This is a genomic window from Achromobacter sp., from assembly GCF_036567245.1.
Taxonomy (GTDB): Bacteria; Pseudomonadota; Gammaproteobacteria; order Burkholderiales; family Burkholderiaceae_B; genus Achromobacter.
In genome coordinates, this window is record NZ_DATCUY010000009.1 from 1 (window position 1) to 16,443 (window position 16,443).

Annotated in this window: 19 protein-coding genes and 1 pseudogene; 8 read left to right on the forward strand and 12 right to left on the reverse strand. The window is 66.9% G+C overall.

Annotation, left to right across the window (positions count from 1 at the left end):
* Both VIR09_RS00295 and VIR09_RS00300 read right to left on the reverse strand, forming a co-directional pair.
* A pseudogene (locus tag VIR09_RS00295) lies at positions 1-420 on the reverse strand (histone deacetylase family protein); the annotation flags it as partial.
* Positions 421-540: 120 nt separating this feature from the next.
* Positions 541-1,122 carry a hypothetical protein gene (locus VIR09_RS00300; protein ID WP_332010568.1) on the reverse strand — a complete coding sequence of 194 codons (582 nt, stop codon included), beginning with the start codon at positions 1,120-1,122 and terminating at the stop codon, positions 541-543.
* Between the two features lie 146 nt (positions 1,123-1,268).
* Here VIR09_RS00300 and VIR09_RS00305 point away from each other — a divergent pair, with 146 nt between their 5' ends.
* Entirely contained in the window at positions 1,269-1,670 is a 402-nt protein-coding gene (locus VIR09_RS00305) for a hypothetical protein (protein ID WP_332010570.1), read from the forward strand.
* 6 nt (positions 1,671-1,676) lie between these two features.
* Here the strand turns inward: VIR09_RS00305 and VIR09_RS00310 are convergent, their stop codons facing one another.
* The 3 genes from VIR09_RS00310 to VIR09_RS00320 form a co-directional block, all read right to left on the reverse strand.
* Entirely contained in the window at positions 1,677-2,297 is a 621-nt protein-coding gene (locus VIR09_RS00310) for a hypothetical protein (RefSeq protein ID WP_332010573.1), read from the reverse strand.
* A gap of 52 nt (positions 2,298-2,349) precedes the next feature.
* Positions 2,350-2,748 carry a hypothetical protein gene (locus tag VIR09_RS00315; RefSeq protein ID WP_054451706.1) on the reverse strand — a complete coding sequence of 133 codons (399 nt, stop codon included), beginning with the start codon at positions 2,746-2,748 and terminating at the stop codon, positions 2,350-2,352.
* 84 nt (positions 2,749-2,832) lie between these two features.
* Positions 2,833-3,726 carry a LysR family transcriptional regulator gene (locus VIR09_RS00320; RefSeq protein WP_332010581.1) on the reverse strand — a complete coding sequence of 298 codons (894 nt, stop codon included), beginning with the start codon at positions 3,724-3,726 and terminating at the stop codon, positions 2,833-2,835.
* A 107-nt stretch (positions 3,727-3,833) separates the two neighbouring features.
* Between VIR09_RS00320 and VIR09_RS00325 the strand changes: the two genes are divergently transcribed.
* A complete protein-coding gene (locus VIR09_RS00325) occupies positions 3,834-4,832 on the forward strand; it encodes a TerC family protein (RefSeq protein WP_332010584.1) in 999 nt (332 codons plus the stop codon).
* A 126-nt stretch (positions 4,833-4,958) separates the two neighbouring features.
* Positions 4,959-5,732 (forward strand): trans-aconitate 2-methyltransferase, encoded by a 774-nt coding sequence (gene tam / locus VIR09_RS00330; RefSeq protein WP_332010586.1) that lies wholly within the window; start codon positions 4,959-4,961, stop codon positions 5,730-5,732.
* On the opposite strand, the gene VIR09_RS00335 is transcribed toward tam, so the two are convergent.
* Genes VIR09_RS00335 through VIR09_RS00345 form a run of 3 tightly spaced genes read right to left on the reverse strand, consistent with a single transcriptional unit; the run spans position 5,704 to position 9,758 of the window.
* Positions 5,704-7,173, reverse strand: a complete 1,470-nt coding sequence (locus VIR09_RS00335) for an efflux transporter outer membrane subunit (RefSeq protein WP_332010589.1) — start codon at positions 7,171-7,173, stop codon at positions 5,704-5,706. The genes tam and VIR09_RS00335 overlap by 29 nt on opposite strands.
* Positions 7,170-8,225, reverse strand: a complete 1,056-nt coding sequence (locus VIR09_RS00340; RefSeq protein ID WP_332010591.1) for an HlyD family secretion protein — start codon at positions 8,223-8,225, stop codon at positions 7,170-7,172. The genes VIR09_RS00335 and VIR09_RS00340 overlap by 4 nt, the downstream gene beginning before the upstream one ends.
* 15 nt (positions 8,226-8,240) lie before the next feature.
* Complete coding sequence (locus VIR09_RS00345) at positions 8,241-9,758, reverse strand: MFS transporter (protein ID WP_332010594.1); 1,518 nt, start codon at positions 9,756-9,758, stop codon at positions 8,241-8,243.
* A gap of 270 nt (positions 9,759-10,028) precedes the next feature.
* Between VIR09_RS00345 and VIR09_RS00350 the strand changes: the two genes are divergently transcribed.
* On the forward strand, positions 10,029-10,406 hold the full coding sequence (locus VIR09_RS00350) for a DUF4148 domain-containing protein (RefSeq protein WP_332010597.1): 378 nt from the start codon (positions 10,029-10,031) through the stop codon (positions 10,404-10,406).
* Here VIR09_RS00350 and VIR09_RS00355 read toward each other — a convergent pair.
* A complete protein-coding gene (locus tag VIR09_RS00355; RefSeq protein ID WP_332010600.1) occupies positions 10,399-11,196 on the reverse strand; it encodes a helix-turn-helix transcriptional regulator in 798 nt (265 codons plus the stop codon). The genes VIR09_RS00350 and VIR09_RS00355 overlap by 8 nt on opposite strands.
* A gap of 81 nt (positions 11,197-11,277) precedes the next feature.
* On the opposite strand from VIR09_RS00355, the gene VIR09_RS00360 reads away from it, so the two are divergent.
* The gene (locus VIR09_RS00360) at positions 11,278-12,564 is read left to right on the forward strand and encodes an MFS transporter (RefSeq protein WP_332010603.1); all 1,287 of its coding nucleotides are present in this window, start codon (positions 11,278-11,280) and stop codon (positions 12,562-12,564) included.
* Here the strand turns inward: VIR09_RS00360 and VIR09_RS00365 are convergent.
* The 3 genes from VIR09_RS00365 to VIR09_RS00375 form a co-directional block, all read right to left on the reverse strand.
* Complete coding sequence (locus VIR09_RS00365; protein ID WP_332010605.1) at positions 12,488-12,817, reverse strand: protealysin inhibitor emfourin; 330 nt, start codon at positions 12,815-12,817, stop codon at positions 12,488-12,490. The two genes, VIR09_RS00360 and VIR09_RS00365, sit on opposite strands and share 77 nt — an antisense overlap.
* Positions 12,814-13,878 carry a M4 family metallopeptidase gene (locus tag VIR09_RS00370; protein ID WP_332010608.1) on the reverse strand — a complete coding sequence of 355 codons (1,065 nt, stop codon included), beginning with the start codon at positions 13,876-13,878 and terminating at the stop codon, positions 12,814-12,816. Before VIR09_RS00370 ends, VIR09_RS00365 begins: the two co-directional genes overlap by 4 nt.
* Positions 13,879-14,027: 149 nt before the next feature.
* Entirely contained in the window at positions 14,028-14,483 is a 456-nt protein-coding gene (locus VIR09_RS00375; protein WP_332010610.1) for an anti-virulence regulator CigR family protein, read from the reverse strand.
* Positions 14,484-14,773: 290 nt separating this feature from the next.
* Here VIR09_RS00375 and VIR09_RS00380 point away from each other — a divergent pair, with 290 nt between their 5' ends.
* The 3 genes from VIR09_RS00380 to VIR09_RS00390 all read left to right on the forward strand — a co-directional run.
* A complete protein-coding gene (locus tag VIR09_RS00380; RefSeq protein WP_332010618.1) occupies positions 14,774-15,655 on the forward strand; it encodes a prohibitin family protein in 882 nt (293 codons plus the stop codon).
* A gap of 177 nt (positions 15,656-15,832) precedes the next feature.
* Positions 15,833-16,075 carry a hypothetical protein gene (locus tag VIR09_RS00385; protein WP_046806777.1) on the forward strand — a complete coding sequence of 81 codons (243 nt, stop codon included), beginning with the start codon at positions 15,833-15,835 and terminating at the stop codon, positions 16,073-16,075.
* A gap of 106 nt (positions 16,076-16,181) precedes the next feature.
* Positions 16,182-16,443, forward strand: a 262-nt coding sequence (locus VIR09_RS00390; RefSeq protein ID WP_332010616.1) for a sigma factor, incomplete at its 3' end; no start/stop codon positions are given.

The following is a 16,443-nucleotide window of genomic DNA, read 5'->3' on the forward strand; positions in this document are numbered from 1 at the left end:
GATGGCGCAGGCGGCGCCGGCGGTGGCGGCTTCCCAGGTGCCCGCAGTCAGCGGGCAGCCGCTGTCGAACGAAAACAGGCCGACCCGCGCGGCGAAGTTCGTCGGTTCGATGTCGTGGCGAAAGCCGCGCACGGGCCAGATCGAGGGCAGGATGTCCAGCTCGGCATTGGCCGGATCCAGCGCGACCCAATCGTGCCAGGCGCTGGCCAGGAAATCCACGTAGCGCGGCGTGTGTACGCGCTTGACCAGGTCCAGGTCCGTCGCCGACGGTGCGCGCAATTCTCCGATGCCGCGTTGGCGCAACGCCTGCAGCACGAACTCCAGGCGCGCCGGGGTTTCGTGGCAGGGCACCAGCTTGCCGCGGAACATTTCCTGTCGGCCGGCATGTTTGTCATGGACAGGGTTGTGGAAAATCAGCACGGCGCGGGTGTCCTTGGAGGTAGGGGCTGGATGGCGGAAGTGCAACTATAGCGGCCGCGATGCTTGCGGCGCCATGGCTGGCTTGCGGTGCGGGGCCGATTGCTCTCGTCGTGCGCGCGCCTAATGACCCGGCCGCCCCGTGCACTTTCCGGCCTGGGATCCGGGGTGAGGGATACGCCGTTCCGATTCGCCTTCGCGTCGCGTCCAGGAAATGGCCTGCGCCGAGCCGTCCGGGCATACCCGGTACTCCTCGAAGCCATAGGTGTCGGCGCTGTAGCGGCACGCCACGGAGAAGACGGGCTTGCCTGCGTCGAATACGGGATTGACGAAGCCGCGGCAGGGACTGGCCGCGGCATCGGGATGCGGCACTTCGAGAAAGCGTCCCTCCTGCGGGCGGTACAGGAATAGGCGCGAAATGGCCTGTGTGCTCCCGCCGGTCTGGCCGATGACGAAGTCGCGATAGCCGTCATGGTCCACGTCCACGCCCAGGAACTGGTCGATGTCTTCGTCGCCGTCGAGGCGGGCGATTTCCTGCGCCGTGCCGTCGCCTACGCGCACGCTCAGGCGCTGCTCCGGCAGTTCGGTAACGGTCACGACTGCGGACAGACCGGGCTGGATCGAATAGGGATAATCGCGCGCGGCGGCGTTCTGGCTCAGCGCGGACAGTGCGGCCAGCGCCGCCACGGACAGCAATGCTCTCATGTGGGCGCCCTCCGCGCCGTCGATTCGGTGAGGCATTATGCCGCAGCGGCTTGCGGGGAAACGAGGACTTGCCGCCCGGCAGGGGGCGGGGGATCCTGGGTAGAATTCCAAGATACGCAAGATCGCCGCGACGCGCTCCGCCCGCCATGAATTTTCCGTTTCCCATCCGTCAAGAATGCCCGCCGGGCGCATGCGTGTGCGACCGGGACCGGCTGCTGGCCGATCCGGCCGCGGACGTCCGCGTGCTGCGGCTGACCAAGGAAGAAGAGAAACGACTGGTGGCGCGGCTGGAGAGCATCTCCAGCCTGGAGGACCTGCGCGCCATGCAGGGACGCATCCAGGCGCAATTGGGCATCGTGATTCTGATCACGCCGAGCGAGAACGAGGTGCGCACCTCGCGCGGCATTGCGATCCAGCTGGAGGACCAGCTGGGGCTGTGCCGCAAGACGCGCACCGCGATCCCCGCCGCCATTCGCCGCGGCTTCGACAGCCGGCCCGAGATCGTCTATGCGCTGCTGAACGAGCGCGACCTGCTCAGCGGCACCTGAGCGTATTCAGGATTTCTTCGCCGCGCCGCAGGGCGCAAGCGGCACCACGTCGGTAGGCGCGCGTCCGGCGTCCGGGCGCGTCGCATCCCGCTTCTTGCCCAGGGTGACCGGGTAGATCAGCAACACCGCGCTGCCGGCTTCCAGCTTGGGATCCTGCTTGGTGCCGTAGGCCACGGTCCAGCCGCGCACGGCCAGGGGGGCCAGCGTGTACTGCAAGGCAGAGCCGGGCGAGACGTGCGCGACCTTGCCGGCAAACAGGTCCTGCTGATGCGTTTCAGCGCCGTTGGCGCTGACATAGGTGGCGATGCTGACCAGCGCTGCGCCATTGCCCGGGCGGCCCAGCACCGCGGTCTTGTACTTGCCGGGAGGGATATCGGTCAGGTTGACAGTGAGCGGTCCGGCCGCGTTCCCTTTGGAATCCAGGCTGACGCCGTTGATTTCAGCGCGGGCCAGGGGCGCGGTGCCGGTGTTGCGCACGCGCACGCTGTACTCGCCGGAAGTCCCCGTGACCGTGCAGACCTCGACGCCGTAGGCGGCGCGCGCAGGATGCGCCTGCGCTGTCGTGGCGGCCATGGCCAGCAAGGCCGCCAGGAACAGCTTGGGGACAGGGGGATGGACGGTGGACACGGCACGCTCCTATGAGGAGGCAGCGCGCCGGGTTGCCGCGTTGCCTGCCTTATTACACCACTTGACGGCCGGGCGCCGCGGCTTGCTCGCGCTTGCCGGCCAGCCAGTGCAGGATCAGCGCCAGCACCAGCAAGCCCACGATGATGAAGCCCCAGAAGATCCAGGCGAGCACCGAGATCAGCGTGCCGAGGCTGCCGGCGAAGGGCAGCATCTGGTTCAGGCCCTGCGCGGCCCACACCAGGCCGCCTTGCAGCGTCTGCAGCCAGGCGGGGTCGACCCAGGCCGCGGCCCAGGCGGGCGGGACCCATTGCGACGTGTCCAGCGCCGTGCCGGGCACCTGGGTCGTGGCGATGGTCGACAGGACCCAGTTGGTCAGCTGCAGCGTCAGCGCAACCAGCCCGGTCCAGAGTGCGGCAAGCACGGCGAAGGCGAGCCAGATGATCTTTTTCATTGAGGTGGTACTCCGATATTTCAAAAGAGGGTCCACGATAAAGCGGATTCTATTTCTGAAAAACCAGCGTGGTTGTGACAAACATTAAGAAAAAACCGAAGTTTTCGCCTTGGCGAGCACGATCTGGACCAGCGGATGGTGCTGTCCCCGCCGGTTGCGGATGGCGTGGATTTCCTCGTGCACGTCGTCGCAGCGGGCCAGGGGACGCAAGCCCCGCAGCACGCCGATGTCGCCGCCACCCAGGCGGCTAAGCGGAAACACGCCCAGGCCGCGGGCCGCGAACACCGACATCAGGGCGCTGTCCTCGAATTCTCCCACCACATTGGGAAATATGCCTTGTTCGCCGAACCAGCGGTCCAGCGTCTGGCGCAGCACCGAATGGCCGGTGGGAAGCAGCACCGGCAGGCGTTCCAGGCAGCGCGGGAAGTCCTGCGTGTCGGCCTTGCGCACCAGCTTGGCGGGGCCGTACCAGTCCACCGGCGACGAGACCAGACGATCGCTGGTGAGGCGCAGGTTGGGGTTGGCGGGCGCGCCCTGGCCGGCCAGCACCAGGTCCAGGTGATGCTGGGCCAGTTCGCCCAGCAGTTCCTCGACTTCGCCTTCGTGGCAGGTCAGGCGCAGGTCCGGGGTGTGCAGCACCGGGCCCAGCAAAGCCTGCGCGGCCAGCTTGGAAATGCCGTCCGACAGGCCCACGGACAAGCGCATGACGGGCTTGGTGGCCGCCGCGCGGACCTCCTGGGGCAGCACCTGGCCGATCTGGAAGATTTCTTCGGCGCGGGCGAAGGCGGCTTCGCCCGCGTCGGTCAGCGCCACGCCGCGCCCGGCCGGCTTGAGCAGTTGGTGGCCCAGGTTTTTTTCAAGTTCGCGCACTTGCGCGCTGATGGTCTGGATGGCCATGTCCAGCCTTTCGGCGGCGCGGGAAAACCCGCCTTCCTTGGCGACCATCCAGAAGTAATACAGGTGTCGGTAATTGAGCATGGCAGGAATCACTTCGGTTTTTTCGAACCTTAACTCACTTTCAGGCTGATTTCTCCGTCTGCCCGGGATCCGGATCATGAGCCCCTTCGAACACAAGCGGGAACATCATGGACACCTTGATCACCTTACTCTCCGCCGATTTCTTCGGCACACCGGCCTGGAGCTGGCTGCTGTTCATCGGCATCGTGGTCGCCTTGCTGGCCTTTGACCTGGGCGTGCTGCACAAGGAAGACCGCGAGATCGGCGTGCGCGAGAGCCTGCTGCTGTCCGCCGGTTACATCAGCGCGGCGCTGCTGTTCGGCGCCTGGGTCTGGTGGCAGATGGGTTCCGCCAGCGGCATGGCCTACTACACGGGCTTCATGATCGAGAAGTCGCTGTCGATGGACAACGTCTTCGTGATCGCGCTGATCTTCAGTTTCTTCGCGATTCCGCGCCAGTACCAGCACCGTGTGTTGTTCTGGGGCATCCTCGGCGTGATCGTGCTGCGCGCCATCATGATAGGTCTGGGCGCGGCTTTGGTCAGCAACTTCGGCTGGCTGCTGTACGTCTTCGGCGCCTTCCTGGTGTTCACCGGCATCAAGATGTGGATGATTGCGGACCAGACGCCCGATATCGCGTCCAACCCCATCCTGAAATTTTTGAAGCGCCGCATGCGCGTCACGGAAGGGCTGCGCGGCAATGCGTTCTGGGTGATGGAGACGGATCCCGCCACGTCGAAGAAGGTGCGCTGGGCCACGCCGCTGCTGCTGGCGCTGGTGCTGATCGAGTTCGTGGACCTGTTGTTCGCGGTGGACTCGGTGCCGGCGATCTTCGCCATCACCACCGATCCTTTCATCGTCTACACCAGCAACATTTTCGCCATCCTGGGCCTGCGTGCGCTGTACTTTGCGCTGGCCGCGATGATCCACCGTTTCCACTACCTGAAGTACGCGCTGGCCCTGGTCCTGGTCTTCATCGGCACCAAGATCTTCCTGGTCGGTTTCATCGGCAAGGTGCCGGCGGTTGTGTCGCTGTCGGTGACCTTTGGCCTGATCGCGGGCGGCGTGTTGTTCTCGCTGTGGAAAACCCGCTCGGACGCTGCCAAGCAGGAACTCGCGGCGGAGTAAGCCTCGCGGCCTGACGTAAGACGCCCGCCATATCCGATGGATATGGCGGGCGCATTTTTTGGGATTTGTCGCGCCTGTGCAGCGGGCGTAGAGTGCTGGACAGTCCAAATGCCGCAAGGAACCGTCATGACCAGCTGGTCCGCCAAACAGTATTCCGCCTTTGAAAACGAACGCACCCGTCCGGTGCGGGACCTGGTCGCCGCCTTGCCCAACCAGGAGGTGAAGCGCGCGGTGGACCTGGGCTGCGGCCCGGGCAACTCCACCGAGGTGTTGGCCAGCCGCTACCCGGACGCCGAGGTCAGCGGCATGGACAGTTCGGAAGACATGCTCCAATCTGCGAGAAAGCGCCTGCCGGGGATGCAATTCGAACTCGCCGACATCGCCACGTGGGATCCGTCCGGGACCTACGACGTGATCCTGGCGAACGCCGCGTTGCAATGGGTGCCCGACCACGCGACGCTCTATCCCCGCCTGGTCGGCAAGCTGGCCCCGGGCGGCAGCCTGGCGGTGCAGACGCCGGACAACCTGGAGGAGCCGGCCCACCGCCTGGCGCGCCAGGTGGCCGGCGAAGCGCCCTGGGCCGCCGCCATCGGCGGCTTCAAGCATCCGCCGCGTCACAGCGCGGCCTGGTACTACGAACTGCTCAAGCCGCATTGCGGCCTGCTGGAAGTGTGGCGCACGACCTATCATCATCCGCTGGCGGGCGCGGCAGCTGTCGTTGAGTGGTTCAAGGGCACGGCGTTGCGGCCCTACCTGGACCGGCTGGACGCGGCCGGGCAGGCCAGTTTCCTGGCCCGCTACCAATCCCTGATCGAAGAGGCATATCCGGCGATGGCCGACGGCACCGTGTTGCTGCCGTTCCCGCGGCTGTTCATTGTGGCGGGACCGAAGCAGGGCTAACCGCCGCGATTGGCGGCTCCCAGCCGCCGCCCAATGACCGGTACAGATCCACCAGCACCAGTGACACCGCGGCCTGGGTCGATACGCGTTCCTGGTCGCTGGCCAGCACCGCGTTCTGCGCGCTGAGCACGTTCACGAAGTCCGACGCGCCCGCGGCATATTGGCGTTGCGCGTTGAGCAGCGCCTGGCGGGCGCTCCTGGAGGCGCGCTCCAGACTGACGCGGGTGCGCTGCTGCGCCTGATAGGCGATCATGGCGTTGTCGACCTCGTGCCAGGCATTCAGCACGGCTTTTTGATACAGCAGCGCTGCCTCCTGAGCCTGCGACTCGCGCAGCCGCAGGCGGCCTTGCAGCCGGCCGCCCTGGAAGATGGGGATCTGCAGCGCGGGCCCCACACCGAAGATGCCGGCATGATCCGTGTCGAGATCCCGCAGCTGCAACGCCTGCAAGCCGAAATTGCCGGACAGCGTGATGCGCGGATAGAAATCGCCCTCCGCCACGCCGATTGCTGCGACAGCCGCATGCAGATCGGCTTGCGCGCGGCGGATGTCTGGCCTGCGCTCGGCCAGCTCGCTGGGCAGTCCGACGGGGACCTGCAGCGGGCCGCCCGGTATCGGCCCGACAGCCGCCAGGCGTTCCTGCAGCGCGCCGGGCGGCTGCTCCAGCAGCAGCGCCAGGGCATTCATCAATTGGTCGATGCGCTGCGCCAGCGGCGGCACTGCGGCTTCGATGGCGGCCGCCTGCGCATCGGCTTGCGACACGTCCAGTTCGGTGGCCACGCCTTCGCGTTGGCGCAGGCGGGTCAGAGCGAGGTTGCGCTCGGCGTTGGCGAGCGTCTTGCGCAGCACGTCCAGCTGGTTCTGCGTGCCGCGCAGCCGGATGTAGTTGCGCGCCGTTTCGGCGCGGATGGCCAGCACCACGCCACGCTGCGCCTCCAGCGCCGCCTGCGACTGTGCGCCCGCCTGCTCGACTTCACGCCGCACGCGGCCCCACAGGTCCAGTTCCCAGCTGGCGTCCACGCCCGCCTGCCATAGGTTGAATGAGGATTTGCCGCCGCGCCCCGAAGGGTCCGCCAGGCCGACCTCGCTGTTCTGGCCGCGCTTGTAGCTTGCGCCTGCGCCGATTCCTGGCAGGCCGTCGGCCTCGGTCATGCGCAGGGCGGCGCGGCTTTGCAGCAGGCGCTCGTGGGCGATGCGTATGTCCAGGTTGGCCTCGGTCGCTTCGGCGATCAGGGCGCTCAGGGTGGGATCGCCGAAGCTGTCCCACCAGGATGTGTTCACGTCTTGCGGGACCGGGACGCTGCCTGCGGCGGACTCGTCGGCCATACGCCATTGCGCGGGCAACTGCGGCTGGGGAGCCTGAAAGTCGGGACCCACGGCGCAGCCCGTCAATGCGGAAAGCGCGCAAGTGAACGCGGCATGGACCCAGAGGCGCGGGGTCATTGCACGGACTCCTCAGCCGCAGCCCCGGTATCGACCACGGCTTCGACGGACATGCCGGCGCGCAGCGGCGGCGCGCCGTCGGCCGGCGCGTCCAGCACGATCTTGACGGGGATGCGCTGCGCCACCTTGGTGAAGTTGCCGGTGGCATTGCTGGGGACTACCGGCGAAAAGCTCAGGCCCGTGGCCGGCGCGATGCTCTGGACGCGGCCGCGCAGCGGCGTATCCGGATAGGCGTCGACCGTGATGAGGGCGGGTTGGCCCGGGCGCATGCGGGTCAACTGCTTTTCGCGGAAGTTCGCCACCACATACGCTTGCTGCAGCGGCACCACCGCGAGGATGGGCGTGCCGGGGCTGACGTAGGCGCCGACGCGCAACGAGCGCCTGCCCACGATGCCATCGATGGGGGAGACGACCTGGGCATGCGACAGATTGAGTTCCGCGCGGTCCTTCAGGGCCTGCGCGCGCAGCAGGCCGGCCTGCGCGGCCTCGCGGGTGGCTTCCAGCACTTCGCGCTGCTTGCGTGCGGCCTGCAAGGTGGCTGTGTGTTCGGCCTGGCGCGCCTGCGCCATATCCAGCCGGCTGCGGGCCTGTTCATAGGCCTGCTGCGTGCCGGCGCCCTCGCTGGCCAGCCTGCGGTGGCGCTGGGCTTCGCTTTCGGCATAGCGGATGTCCGCCAGGTCGGCGCGCGTGACGGCGACGGCCTGGTCGATCACGGCCTGCTGGCGCTCCAGGGTTGCGGATGCGTCAGACAGGCGCGCACCGGCGACCGCGAGTTCGGCGCTTGCGGCCGCCAGCGCGGCCCGATGGTCGCGGTCGTCGATGCGGGCGAGCAGTTGGCCCTGCTTGACGGCCTGGTTGTCTTCGACCAGCACGGCGTCGATGAAGCCGGATACCTGTGGCGCGACGATGGTGTGATCGGCGACGACGGTGGCGTCGTCGGTGGATTCGGCGGCGCCGGTGGCGGACCATGACCAGCCTGCATAGGCCAGCAGGACCAGGGCGCCGAGGGCGCCGGCGCGGGGAAGGGGAGAAGTCAAGAGAGAGATAGACATGATATGGGCTCGATTTCAGGCCGCGGCGCGCGGAGGGTAGATCCGGGTCGCGACGAAGGGGATCAGCAGGATGAGGAGCACGGCCACGCCGGCCATGCACAGATAGAGATCGGCGGAGGTCAGCACGGCGGCCTGCTCCTGGATGCGGCGGGACAGCGCCGCTGCGCTTTCGCCTGCCGTGCTCAGCGGGAAGTTGCCCAGTTGGTCGGCCAGCATGCTGGAGTGGTAATTGCGGCGCGATGTGGTCAGCGCGTCCAGCAGGCCGGTGGCGGCCACCGCGGCAAAGCCCTTGATGGTGTTGAACCAGGACGACGCCCAGGGGCCGTCCTGTGGCGTCAGGCCGCCGGTGGCCAGCATCAGCAGCGGGATCACGGCCATGGGCTGGGCGAAGATCTGCACGGCTTCCAGCAGATAGAACTGCTCGCGCGACCAGACCGGCGTCAGTTGCGATCCCAGCAGGCAGGACAGCGCCAACAGTCCGAGTCCGCCAGCCAGCACCCAGCGGCAATCCACCTGGCGCAAATTGCACAGCGCGGCGACCAGCGGCAGCGCGATCAGTTGCGGCAGGCCCATGGTCAGCAGCACCGGCGCCGTTTCCAGCGGGCGGTAGCCGCGCAATTGAGCCAGGAACGTCGACGGAATCAGGATCACGCCCAACAGCACGATCAGCACGCCGCCCAGCGTCAGCAAGGCATGGCTCAGGTTGCGGTGGCGCAAGAGCTGGATCTTGAAGAACGGCAAGGGGTGGGACCATTCGTTGATCATGAACAGCGCCATCAATACGCCGCCGCCGCCCAGCAGCACCGAGATCAGCGGCGAGTTCAGCCAATCCAGCCGGTCGCCCTGCAACAGGCCGATGACTAGCATCGACAGCGCCGGCGCGCCCAGCAGCAGGCCGCGCCAGTCGAACAGGCGCAGCCGTTCGAGCTTGAGCGGATCTTGGGGCAGGCCGCGCCAGACGGCCCAGGCGGCGAGCGCCGCAGGGCCGACGATCAGCCAGAAGGCCCAGCGCCAGCCCAGCACCTCGGTGCAGAAGGCGGCCAGCGGTATGCCCAGGCTGGGCGCGAAGGTGGCGGTGAGGGCGTAGCCGCCCAGTCCGTAGAGCTTGATGCCCGGCGGCAGGAAACGCAGCGCCACCGTCATGAGCATGGGCGGCAGCGCGCCGCCCGCGAGGCCTTGCAGGGTGCGCAGGAACAGCAGCACGGGCAGGTTGGGCGCGAACGGGCAGAGCGCGCCGAATAGCGCGAAAGCGGCCAGCGCCGCGACCGTGAAGCGGCGCAATGAAAACGTGACCGAGCACCAGGGCGCGAACGCCATGGCGCATACCGAGGCCGCGGCGTAGACGGCCACGAACCAGGTGCCCTGGTCGTAGCCGATGCCCAGCGCGCCGCGGATGTCCGGCAGCGCCATCTTGGTCACGTTTTCGTTGAGCCCGGCGAGGATCACCGCCAGCAGCACGCCTAGCAATCCGGTCAGGATGCGCCAGCCGAAGGCCGCCGCGGCGGGCGGGGCGGGGGGAGTGGCGGCCGTCATGATCGTGGGCCGCTCCTGCCCGGGGATGAGGAAAACAACATGGAATAGCGTCCTTGGATAACAGGAGCCATTCAGTCTAGGTAGATGCAGGAGGCGGAAAAACCATTCCTGGATCAACCCACCCTTGCACGGGACGCAAGGGTGCGCGTGTCGCGGCGTCGGCATGCCGAAAGGTTTGCGTGAGGCGCAACCTTGGATTGCACCGCGCGGGATTTATCCCGGCGGGCCGGCGAACGAATAATGCAGCACTCGTTAACCGCAGAGGATTTCATGCATACATTCCGACTCTCAGCACTGGCGCTGATCATGGCTTTCGTTGGCGCTGCCGCGCATGCCGAAGGCAAGACCCGTGAACAGGTGCGCGCCGAATTGATGGAAGCCAAGGCCGCTGGCCTGGTGACTTACGGCGAACAGCAATACCCGGTGGATCTGCCTCATGTCAGCACCAAGACCCGCCAGCAGGTGCGCGAGGAACTCGATGCCGCGCGCGCGGCGGGACTGGTGACGTACGGCGAACAGGACTATCCGCCCGCGCTGCCATCCCAATCGGACAAGACCCGCGATCAGACGGTCGCGGAACTGCGCGAGGCGCACACGCGCGGCCTGATGAAATCAGGCGAACTGGACTACCCGCCCGTCGTCAATTGATGCCGTCCGCCTTGTCCGCGAAATAGCGGGCAGGCGTCTTGCCCAAGGTCTTGCGGAACATGGTGATGAAGGCGCTGACGGACTCGTAGCCCAGGTCTTCCGCCGTGCGCTGCACCGAGACGCCCGCGGACAGGCGCTGCAAGGCCTGGATGATGTGCATCTGCTGGCGCCAGCGGCCAAAGCTCATGCCGAGCTCTTGCCGGATCAGCCGCGCCAGCGTGCGCTCGCTCATGGCGACGCGGCTGCCCCATTGCGCCACCGTGCTGCGGTCGGCGGGATCGGCGTGCAGGGCGTCGGCGATTTCGCGCAGGCGCGGGTGTTCGGATATGGGCAGGTGCAATTGCTCGGCCGGCATGCGCGCCAGTTGCTCGACCAGCACCTCGGCCAGCTTGCGGTTGGCGGTCGTTGCCGTTTCCTCTGGGGGCAGGTCCGCCAGATAGGCCACCAGCTCGCGCACCAGCGGCGAGATGGCCAGCGTGCAGCATTGTCCCGGCAGGCCCGGCGCGTCCGGCGGCACGAACAGGAAGCAGACGCGGCCGTTCTGCGTGACACGGTTGCTGTGCGGCACGCCGCCAGGAATCCAGACGCCGCATTGCGGCGGCACCATCCACAGGCCCTGCGGCACCGAGCAGGTCACGCCGCCTTGCAGGGACAGCACCAACTGGCCCATGGCATGCCGGTGCGGCGGCGATTCCTGGTCGTTCTCGTCCGCGTGCACACGCATGGCATAGGTCCATTGCGCGTCCATGTCGGGATTGAAGAACGGAGCGGGGTCGTCCAGGCGGTGCATCGGATGTACCTTGGCTGAATTTAGGGATAATTTGTCATTATCTCGAAATTCGGCGAAGACGGCGATGCTTAAGCTGTAGGCATGAATTCGCATCCCCTTACTTCCAAACACCCCGCTGGCAATCCCGTGTTGCTGATCGCGGGCATACTCTGCATGTCCATGGCGCTGCGCGCGCCCATTACAGGCGTGCCGCCGCTGACAGGCATGCTGCGTGAGCAGTTGGGGCTGAGCTCCACGGCCGCGGGCATGCTGATCACCTTGCCCTTGCTGGCTTTTGCCGTGGTGTCGCTGCTCGCCGCGGGCATGGCGCGCCGCCACGGCCTGGAGCGCAGCTTGTTTGCCGCCATGCTGCTGATCGCGGGGGGCATCCTGGTGCGCACGCTGGGACCGGCCTGGAGCCTGTTCCTGGGCACCGCTGTCATCGGATCCGGCATCGCCATCGGCAATGTGCTGCTGCCCAGCCTGCTGAAGCGCGATTTTCCGCAGCAGCTCGCAAGCCTGACCTCGGCCTACGTGCTGACCATGAGCCTGGCCGCCGGCCTGGCGTCCGCCGTCGCCATACCGCTGGCCAACTTGTCCGACGCTACGTGGCGCTTTTCCACCGGCTGCCTGCTGCTGTTGCCGTTGGCCGGCGCCCTGCTGTGGCTGCCGCAGCTGGCCAATCACACCGCGCCCGCCGCATCCACGGCGCATGCGCCGCATGGCGCCCGCCTGTGGCGTTCTGCGCTGGCGTGGCAGGTGACGCTGTTCCTGGGTATCAATTCCTTCGTGTTCTACGTGGGCGTGAGCTGGCTGCCGGCCATCCTGCGCGACGCAGGCTATACGCCCGAGCGCGCCGGCGCGTTGCATGGCCTGCTGCAGCTCATGTCAGCGGTGCCTGCTCTGTTCCTGGCCCCCGTGGTGCGGCGCTTGAAGGACCAGCGCGGCGTCGCGTTCCTCTCGGCCGCGGCCTCGTTCGTCGCGTTTGCCGGCCTGATCGCCGCGCCCGGCTGGGCGACGCTGTGGATCGTCCTGATGGGGCTGGGCACGGGCGGCGGCATCATCCTGGGCCTGGCATTCGTGGGCTTGCGCGCCAGCCATGCGCAGCAGGCGGCGGCGCTGTCGGGCATGGCGCAATGCGTCGGCTACCTGTTCGCCGCCACTGGGCCAGCCTTGGTGGGCACGCTGCACGACGTGCAAGGCGACTGGGCCGTGGCGCTGGGCCTGTGCGCCGCCTTGTGCCTGGCAATGGCGGCCACCGGCCTCTATGCGGGGCGCGCCATCCAGATCGGGCAATACCGGGACGCTGCGCTCAAGCCTGTCCGGCCCAGCTTTTCCATAAGCGCACCAGCGTCTCGGGCGCGTCGGTCTCCGGCACGTCGAAGCTGATGTCCGCCACGTCGTCGCCTTCGTATATGACCTCCACGTGGAAATAGCGCTGGTCGCCGCCGGCTTCGGCGCAGCGCGGGACGGCGACCGGAGCGGAGCGTTGCAGGGCGTCGCAGACTTCCTGCCGCAGCTCCGGCGGGCAGGTGACCAGGTCGATGCTGCGCGGTTGCGCCAGCGCGGGCACATAAGCCAGTCCGCCTTCGCGGGTCAGGCGCACCAGCATGGCAAGGTCCAGGGGAGGCAGTTCGATCATGTCTGGACTCCCACGCCGGCCCAGGCCCGGGCGACGGCATCGCGCACTGTCGCGCCATGGCGTTCCGCTGCCACCGCCAGCGTCAGTTTCGCGAATTGCGTGAAGTCGGCATCGTGCCGCAGACGCTTGTCGCACAGCGCGTCGTACCAGACGCGGCCCGCGCCGGCCCAGGCGGGGCCTTCCAGCGCGGTGGCCGCCAGATAGAAGGCGCGGTTGGGAATGCCGGAGTTGATGTGCACGCCGCCGTTGTCGTTGGGCGTGTCGACGTAATCGCGCATGTGGGCAGGTTGCGGGTCCTTGCCCAGCAGGGGATCGTCATAGGCGCTGCCGGGCTCGGCCATGGAACGCAGCGCGCGGGCGCGGATCTTGGGCATGAACAGTCCGGCGCCCACCAGCCAATCGGCCTGGCTTGCGTCCTGTCCCAGCGTGTATTGCTTGACCAGCGCGCCGAACACGTCGCACAGGGATTCGTTCAGCGCGCCGGACTGGCTCTGATACAGCAGGGCGGCCTCGGCATCGATGACGCCATGCGTGAGCTCGTGGCCGATGATGTCCACCGCGACCGTGAAGCGGTTGAATACCTCGCCGTCGCCATCGCCGAACACCATTTGCGCGCCATTCCAGAAGGCGTTGTCATAGTCTTCGCCGTAATGCACGGTGCCGACCAGGGGCAGTCCCTGGCCGTCGATGGAGTGGCGCTGGTAGATGTCCCAGAACAGCTTGTAGGTCGCGCCCAGGTGTTCATAGGCCTCATCCACGGCCACGTCGCCGCTGGCGCGGGCGCCCTCGGCGCGTACCAGCTTGCCGGGCAGGGTGGTGGTATTGGCGGCGTCGTGCACGGCGCGCTGCGGTGTGCCGGCGGGCGCCGCCTTCTTGGGGAGGGCCGGCTTGGCGCGTGGCGGCTGCACCGCCATTTCGCGCAAGCTGCGCTGCTGCTGGTCGATGATCAGCGTCTTGACCGCGGGCATGCTGACCCGCGTGTCGGCGTGCTGCGCCAGCCGATCCAGCATGTAGGGGGGGATCACACCGATCAACGGCGCGGACTCGGAAGGACGTGGCATGCGCGGTCTCCGTCGTGGGCGCCGGGCCAGGGCCGCGGCGCGAGGCCATTCAACGGTAGCAGATAGGTCGGGCGCAGGGACGTAACAGTGTGCGGCCTGATGCTAGGAACTATGGACGCCGCGCCGCGGCGTCCGGCGCGCATTCGCGCCTAGTTGAACACGCCCGTGAGAACGTCCGCCACGACGGCGGTGGCGATGGCGACGAGGATCAAGTCGCTGCCCGCGACGCGCCATTCGTATCCGGGATGGACCGGCAGGCGCGTCAGCATCGGGCCGGGCACCATCTTCTTGGCGATGCCCGGAGGCAGGGGCTTGCCGCGTGCCAGGTTCTTGCGTATGCCCGGCGGCAGCGAACTGTAGCCGGTTGCGCCAGCCTGCACTGCGTAGCCGCGCGCGGTGGAAACGGTGATGCCGGCGGTGCTGAGCGTGACGCTGACGCCGTTGTCCTGGCTCTGTTGGCCCTTGTTCTTGCCATTGCCATTGCCGTTGCCCTGACCGGCATGGTCCGGCTTGCCCTTGCCTTCGGGCGGCGCGGCATGCGCCGGCGCGCCGAGCGCGACGGCACAGGCAAAGATGGCCACGATCATCGAACGTTTGCGGGGCATGGTTTCGGCTCCTGCTATGTAGAGGAGCCTAGCGTAGCGCCGTCGTTGGGCAAGCGCTACTTTCGCCGGCGGATTCAATCGCAACAATCGCCACAATTCGTTTGACCCTCCACTCGCGATAGAATCCCCTGCTTATTTTCCGGGGGGGAACGCACGATGAGGTATTTCCTGATCTTGGTAGGGGCGGCCGTGGTCGCCTATTTGCTGGCGCGCGGCATCGCCGCCGTGCTCTCGGACCGTAAACGTTCAAAATCAGAAAGGGATTCGAAGTGAAGCCGACAGATATCCAGATGGTCAAGACGATTGGTGCCGTAAAACCGCGTAGTTTCAAGATCGCGGTTATTACAGCGGTGTTGTTTTTGCTGATCCTGTTCCTGGCTTTCGATTCCTGGTTCCAGGTCGATCAGGGCGAGCGCGGCGTGGTGCTGCGCAACGGCAAGCTGGTGCGCGTGTCGGAACCGGGCCTGGATTTCAAGACCCCGTTCATCGACAACGTCATGACGGTGTCGGTGCGCGACCACACGTTCGTGTTTGAGAAGCTGGAAGCCTACAGCTATGACCAGCAGCCGGCGACGCTGCGCGTGTCGGTGACCTACCGCGTGCCGCCCGAGCACGTGGCCGAGCTGTACTCGGAGTACGGCACCATCAGCAATCTGCAGATGCGCGTGCTCGAACGCAAGACTCCGGATTCGGTGAAGAACGTGTTCGGCCAGTACACCGCGGTGCGCGCCATCCAGGAACGCCAGAAGCTGGGCCAGGACGTGAACACGGCCGTGCTCAAGACGATGGAAGGCGCGCCGGTACAGGTGGTGGGCGTGCAGATCGAGGAAGTCGGCTTTTCGCAGGCCTATGAACACTCGATCGAACAGCGCATGCTGGCGCAAGTGCAGATCGAGACGACCCGCCAGCAAAAGGAAACGGCGATGATCACGGCCGAGATCCAGGTGGTCAAGGCCAAGGCGGAAGCCGACGCGCGCCGCCAGCAGTTCACGGCCGAGGCCGACGGCATCCGCATGCGCGGCGACGCCGAAGCGGCTGCGATCCGCGCCAAGGCCGAGGCCCTGGCCGCCAATACCAATCTGGTGAGCCTGAACGCCGTGGAAAAGTGGGACGGCGTGCTGCCGGCCACGCAGGTACCCGGTGCCGCGCTGCCGTTCATCGGCATCAAGTAACGCGCAGCGCGGCCGGCATCCTAGGGATTCCCCTCTGTCAAGAATTGCAAAGCGGGCGCAAGGTAGACGCATCGGCGCACCGGCGCACCGGCGTACAACGCCCGTTTTACGATCAGGCAAGCGAAGGCCGCACGCGGGCGGCGCGCTTGCCCAAGAGGCTTGCACAAGGAGACATGGATGTCGCAGTTGGATTGGACGTCCGGCGACACCGCGCCGGATCGGCAGGGCTATTACGAAACGCGCCTGGACACGGGCGATACCGCCATTTCGCTATACAGCGTGCTGGGTTGGATGCCCGTGAAAACACCGGGCAACATGGTGGGTTGGCGGCCATTGCCGCCGGCGGCTGAACGGCAAGAGGCCGAACGCCACATCCAGGAACTGCGCGCGGCGCAGGCGCATATCCCCATGGATTACTAGCGGCAAAAAGCGCCGCATCTGGCCGGGCGCTAAAAACAGCAGTTGCGATAATGAGAATTATTTGTAAAATTCGCCACCCTGTTTTGCTGCGTAATCCGTTCGGCCCATGTCCCGCTCACCTCCGACCCGCACCGGCTGGCTCGCGTATTACGACGAGCTGGTGGGCGTATGGAGCCGCCGCACGGGCAACCGGCACGACGCCGAAGACGCGGCGCATGACGCCGTCGAACGCTTGCTGAAGGCGGACGCCAGCGTGGCGCTGAAGGCGCGCGGGTATCTGTTCCAGGCGGCAAGCCATCGCTTGATCGATCGTTGGCGGCGGCAGGACCGCGCCGAACACGTGCCGCTGGACGAATTGAACGACGCCG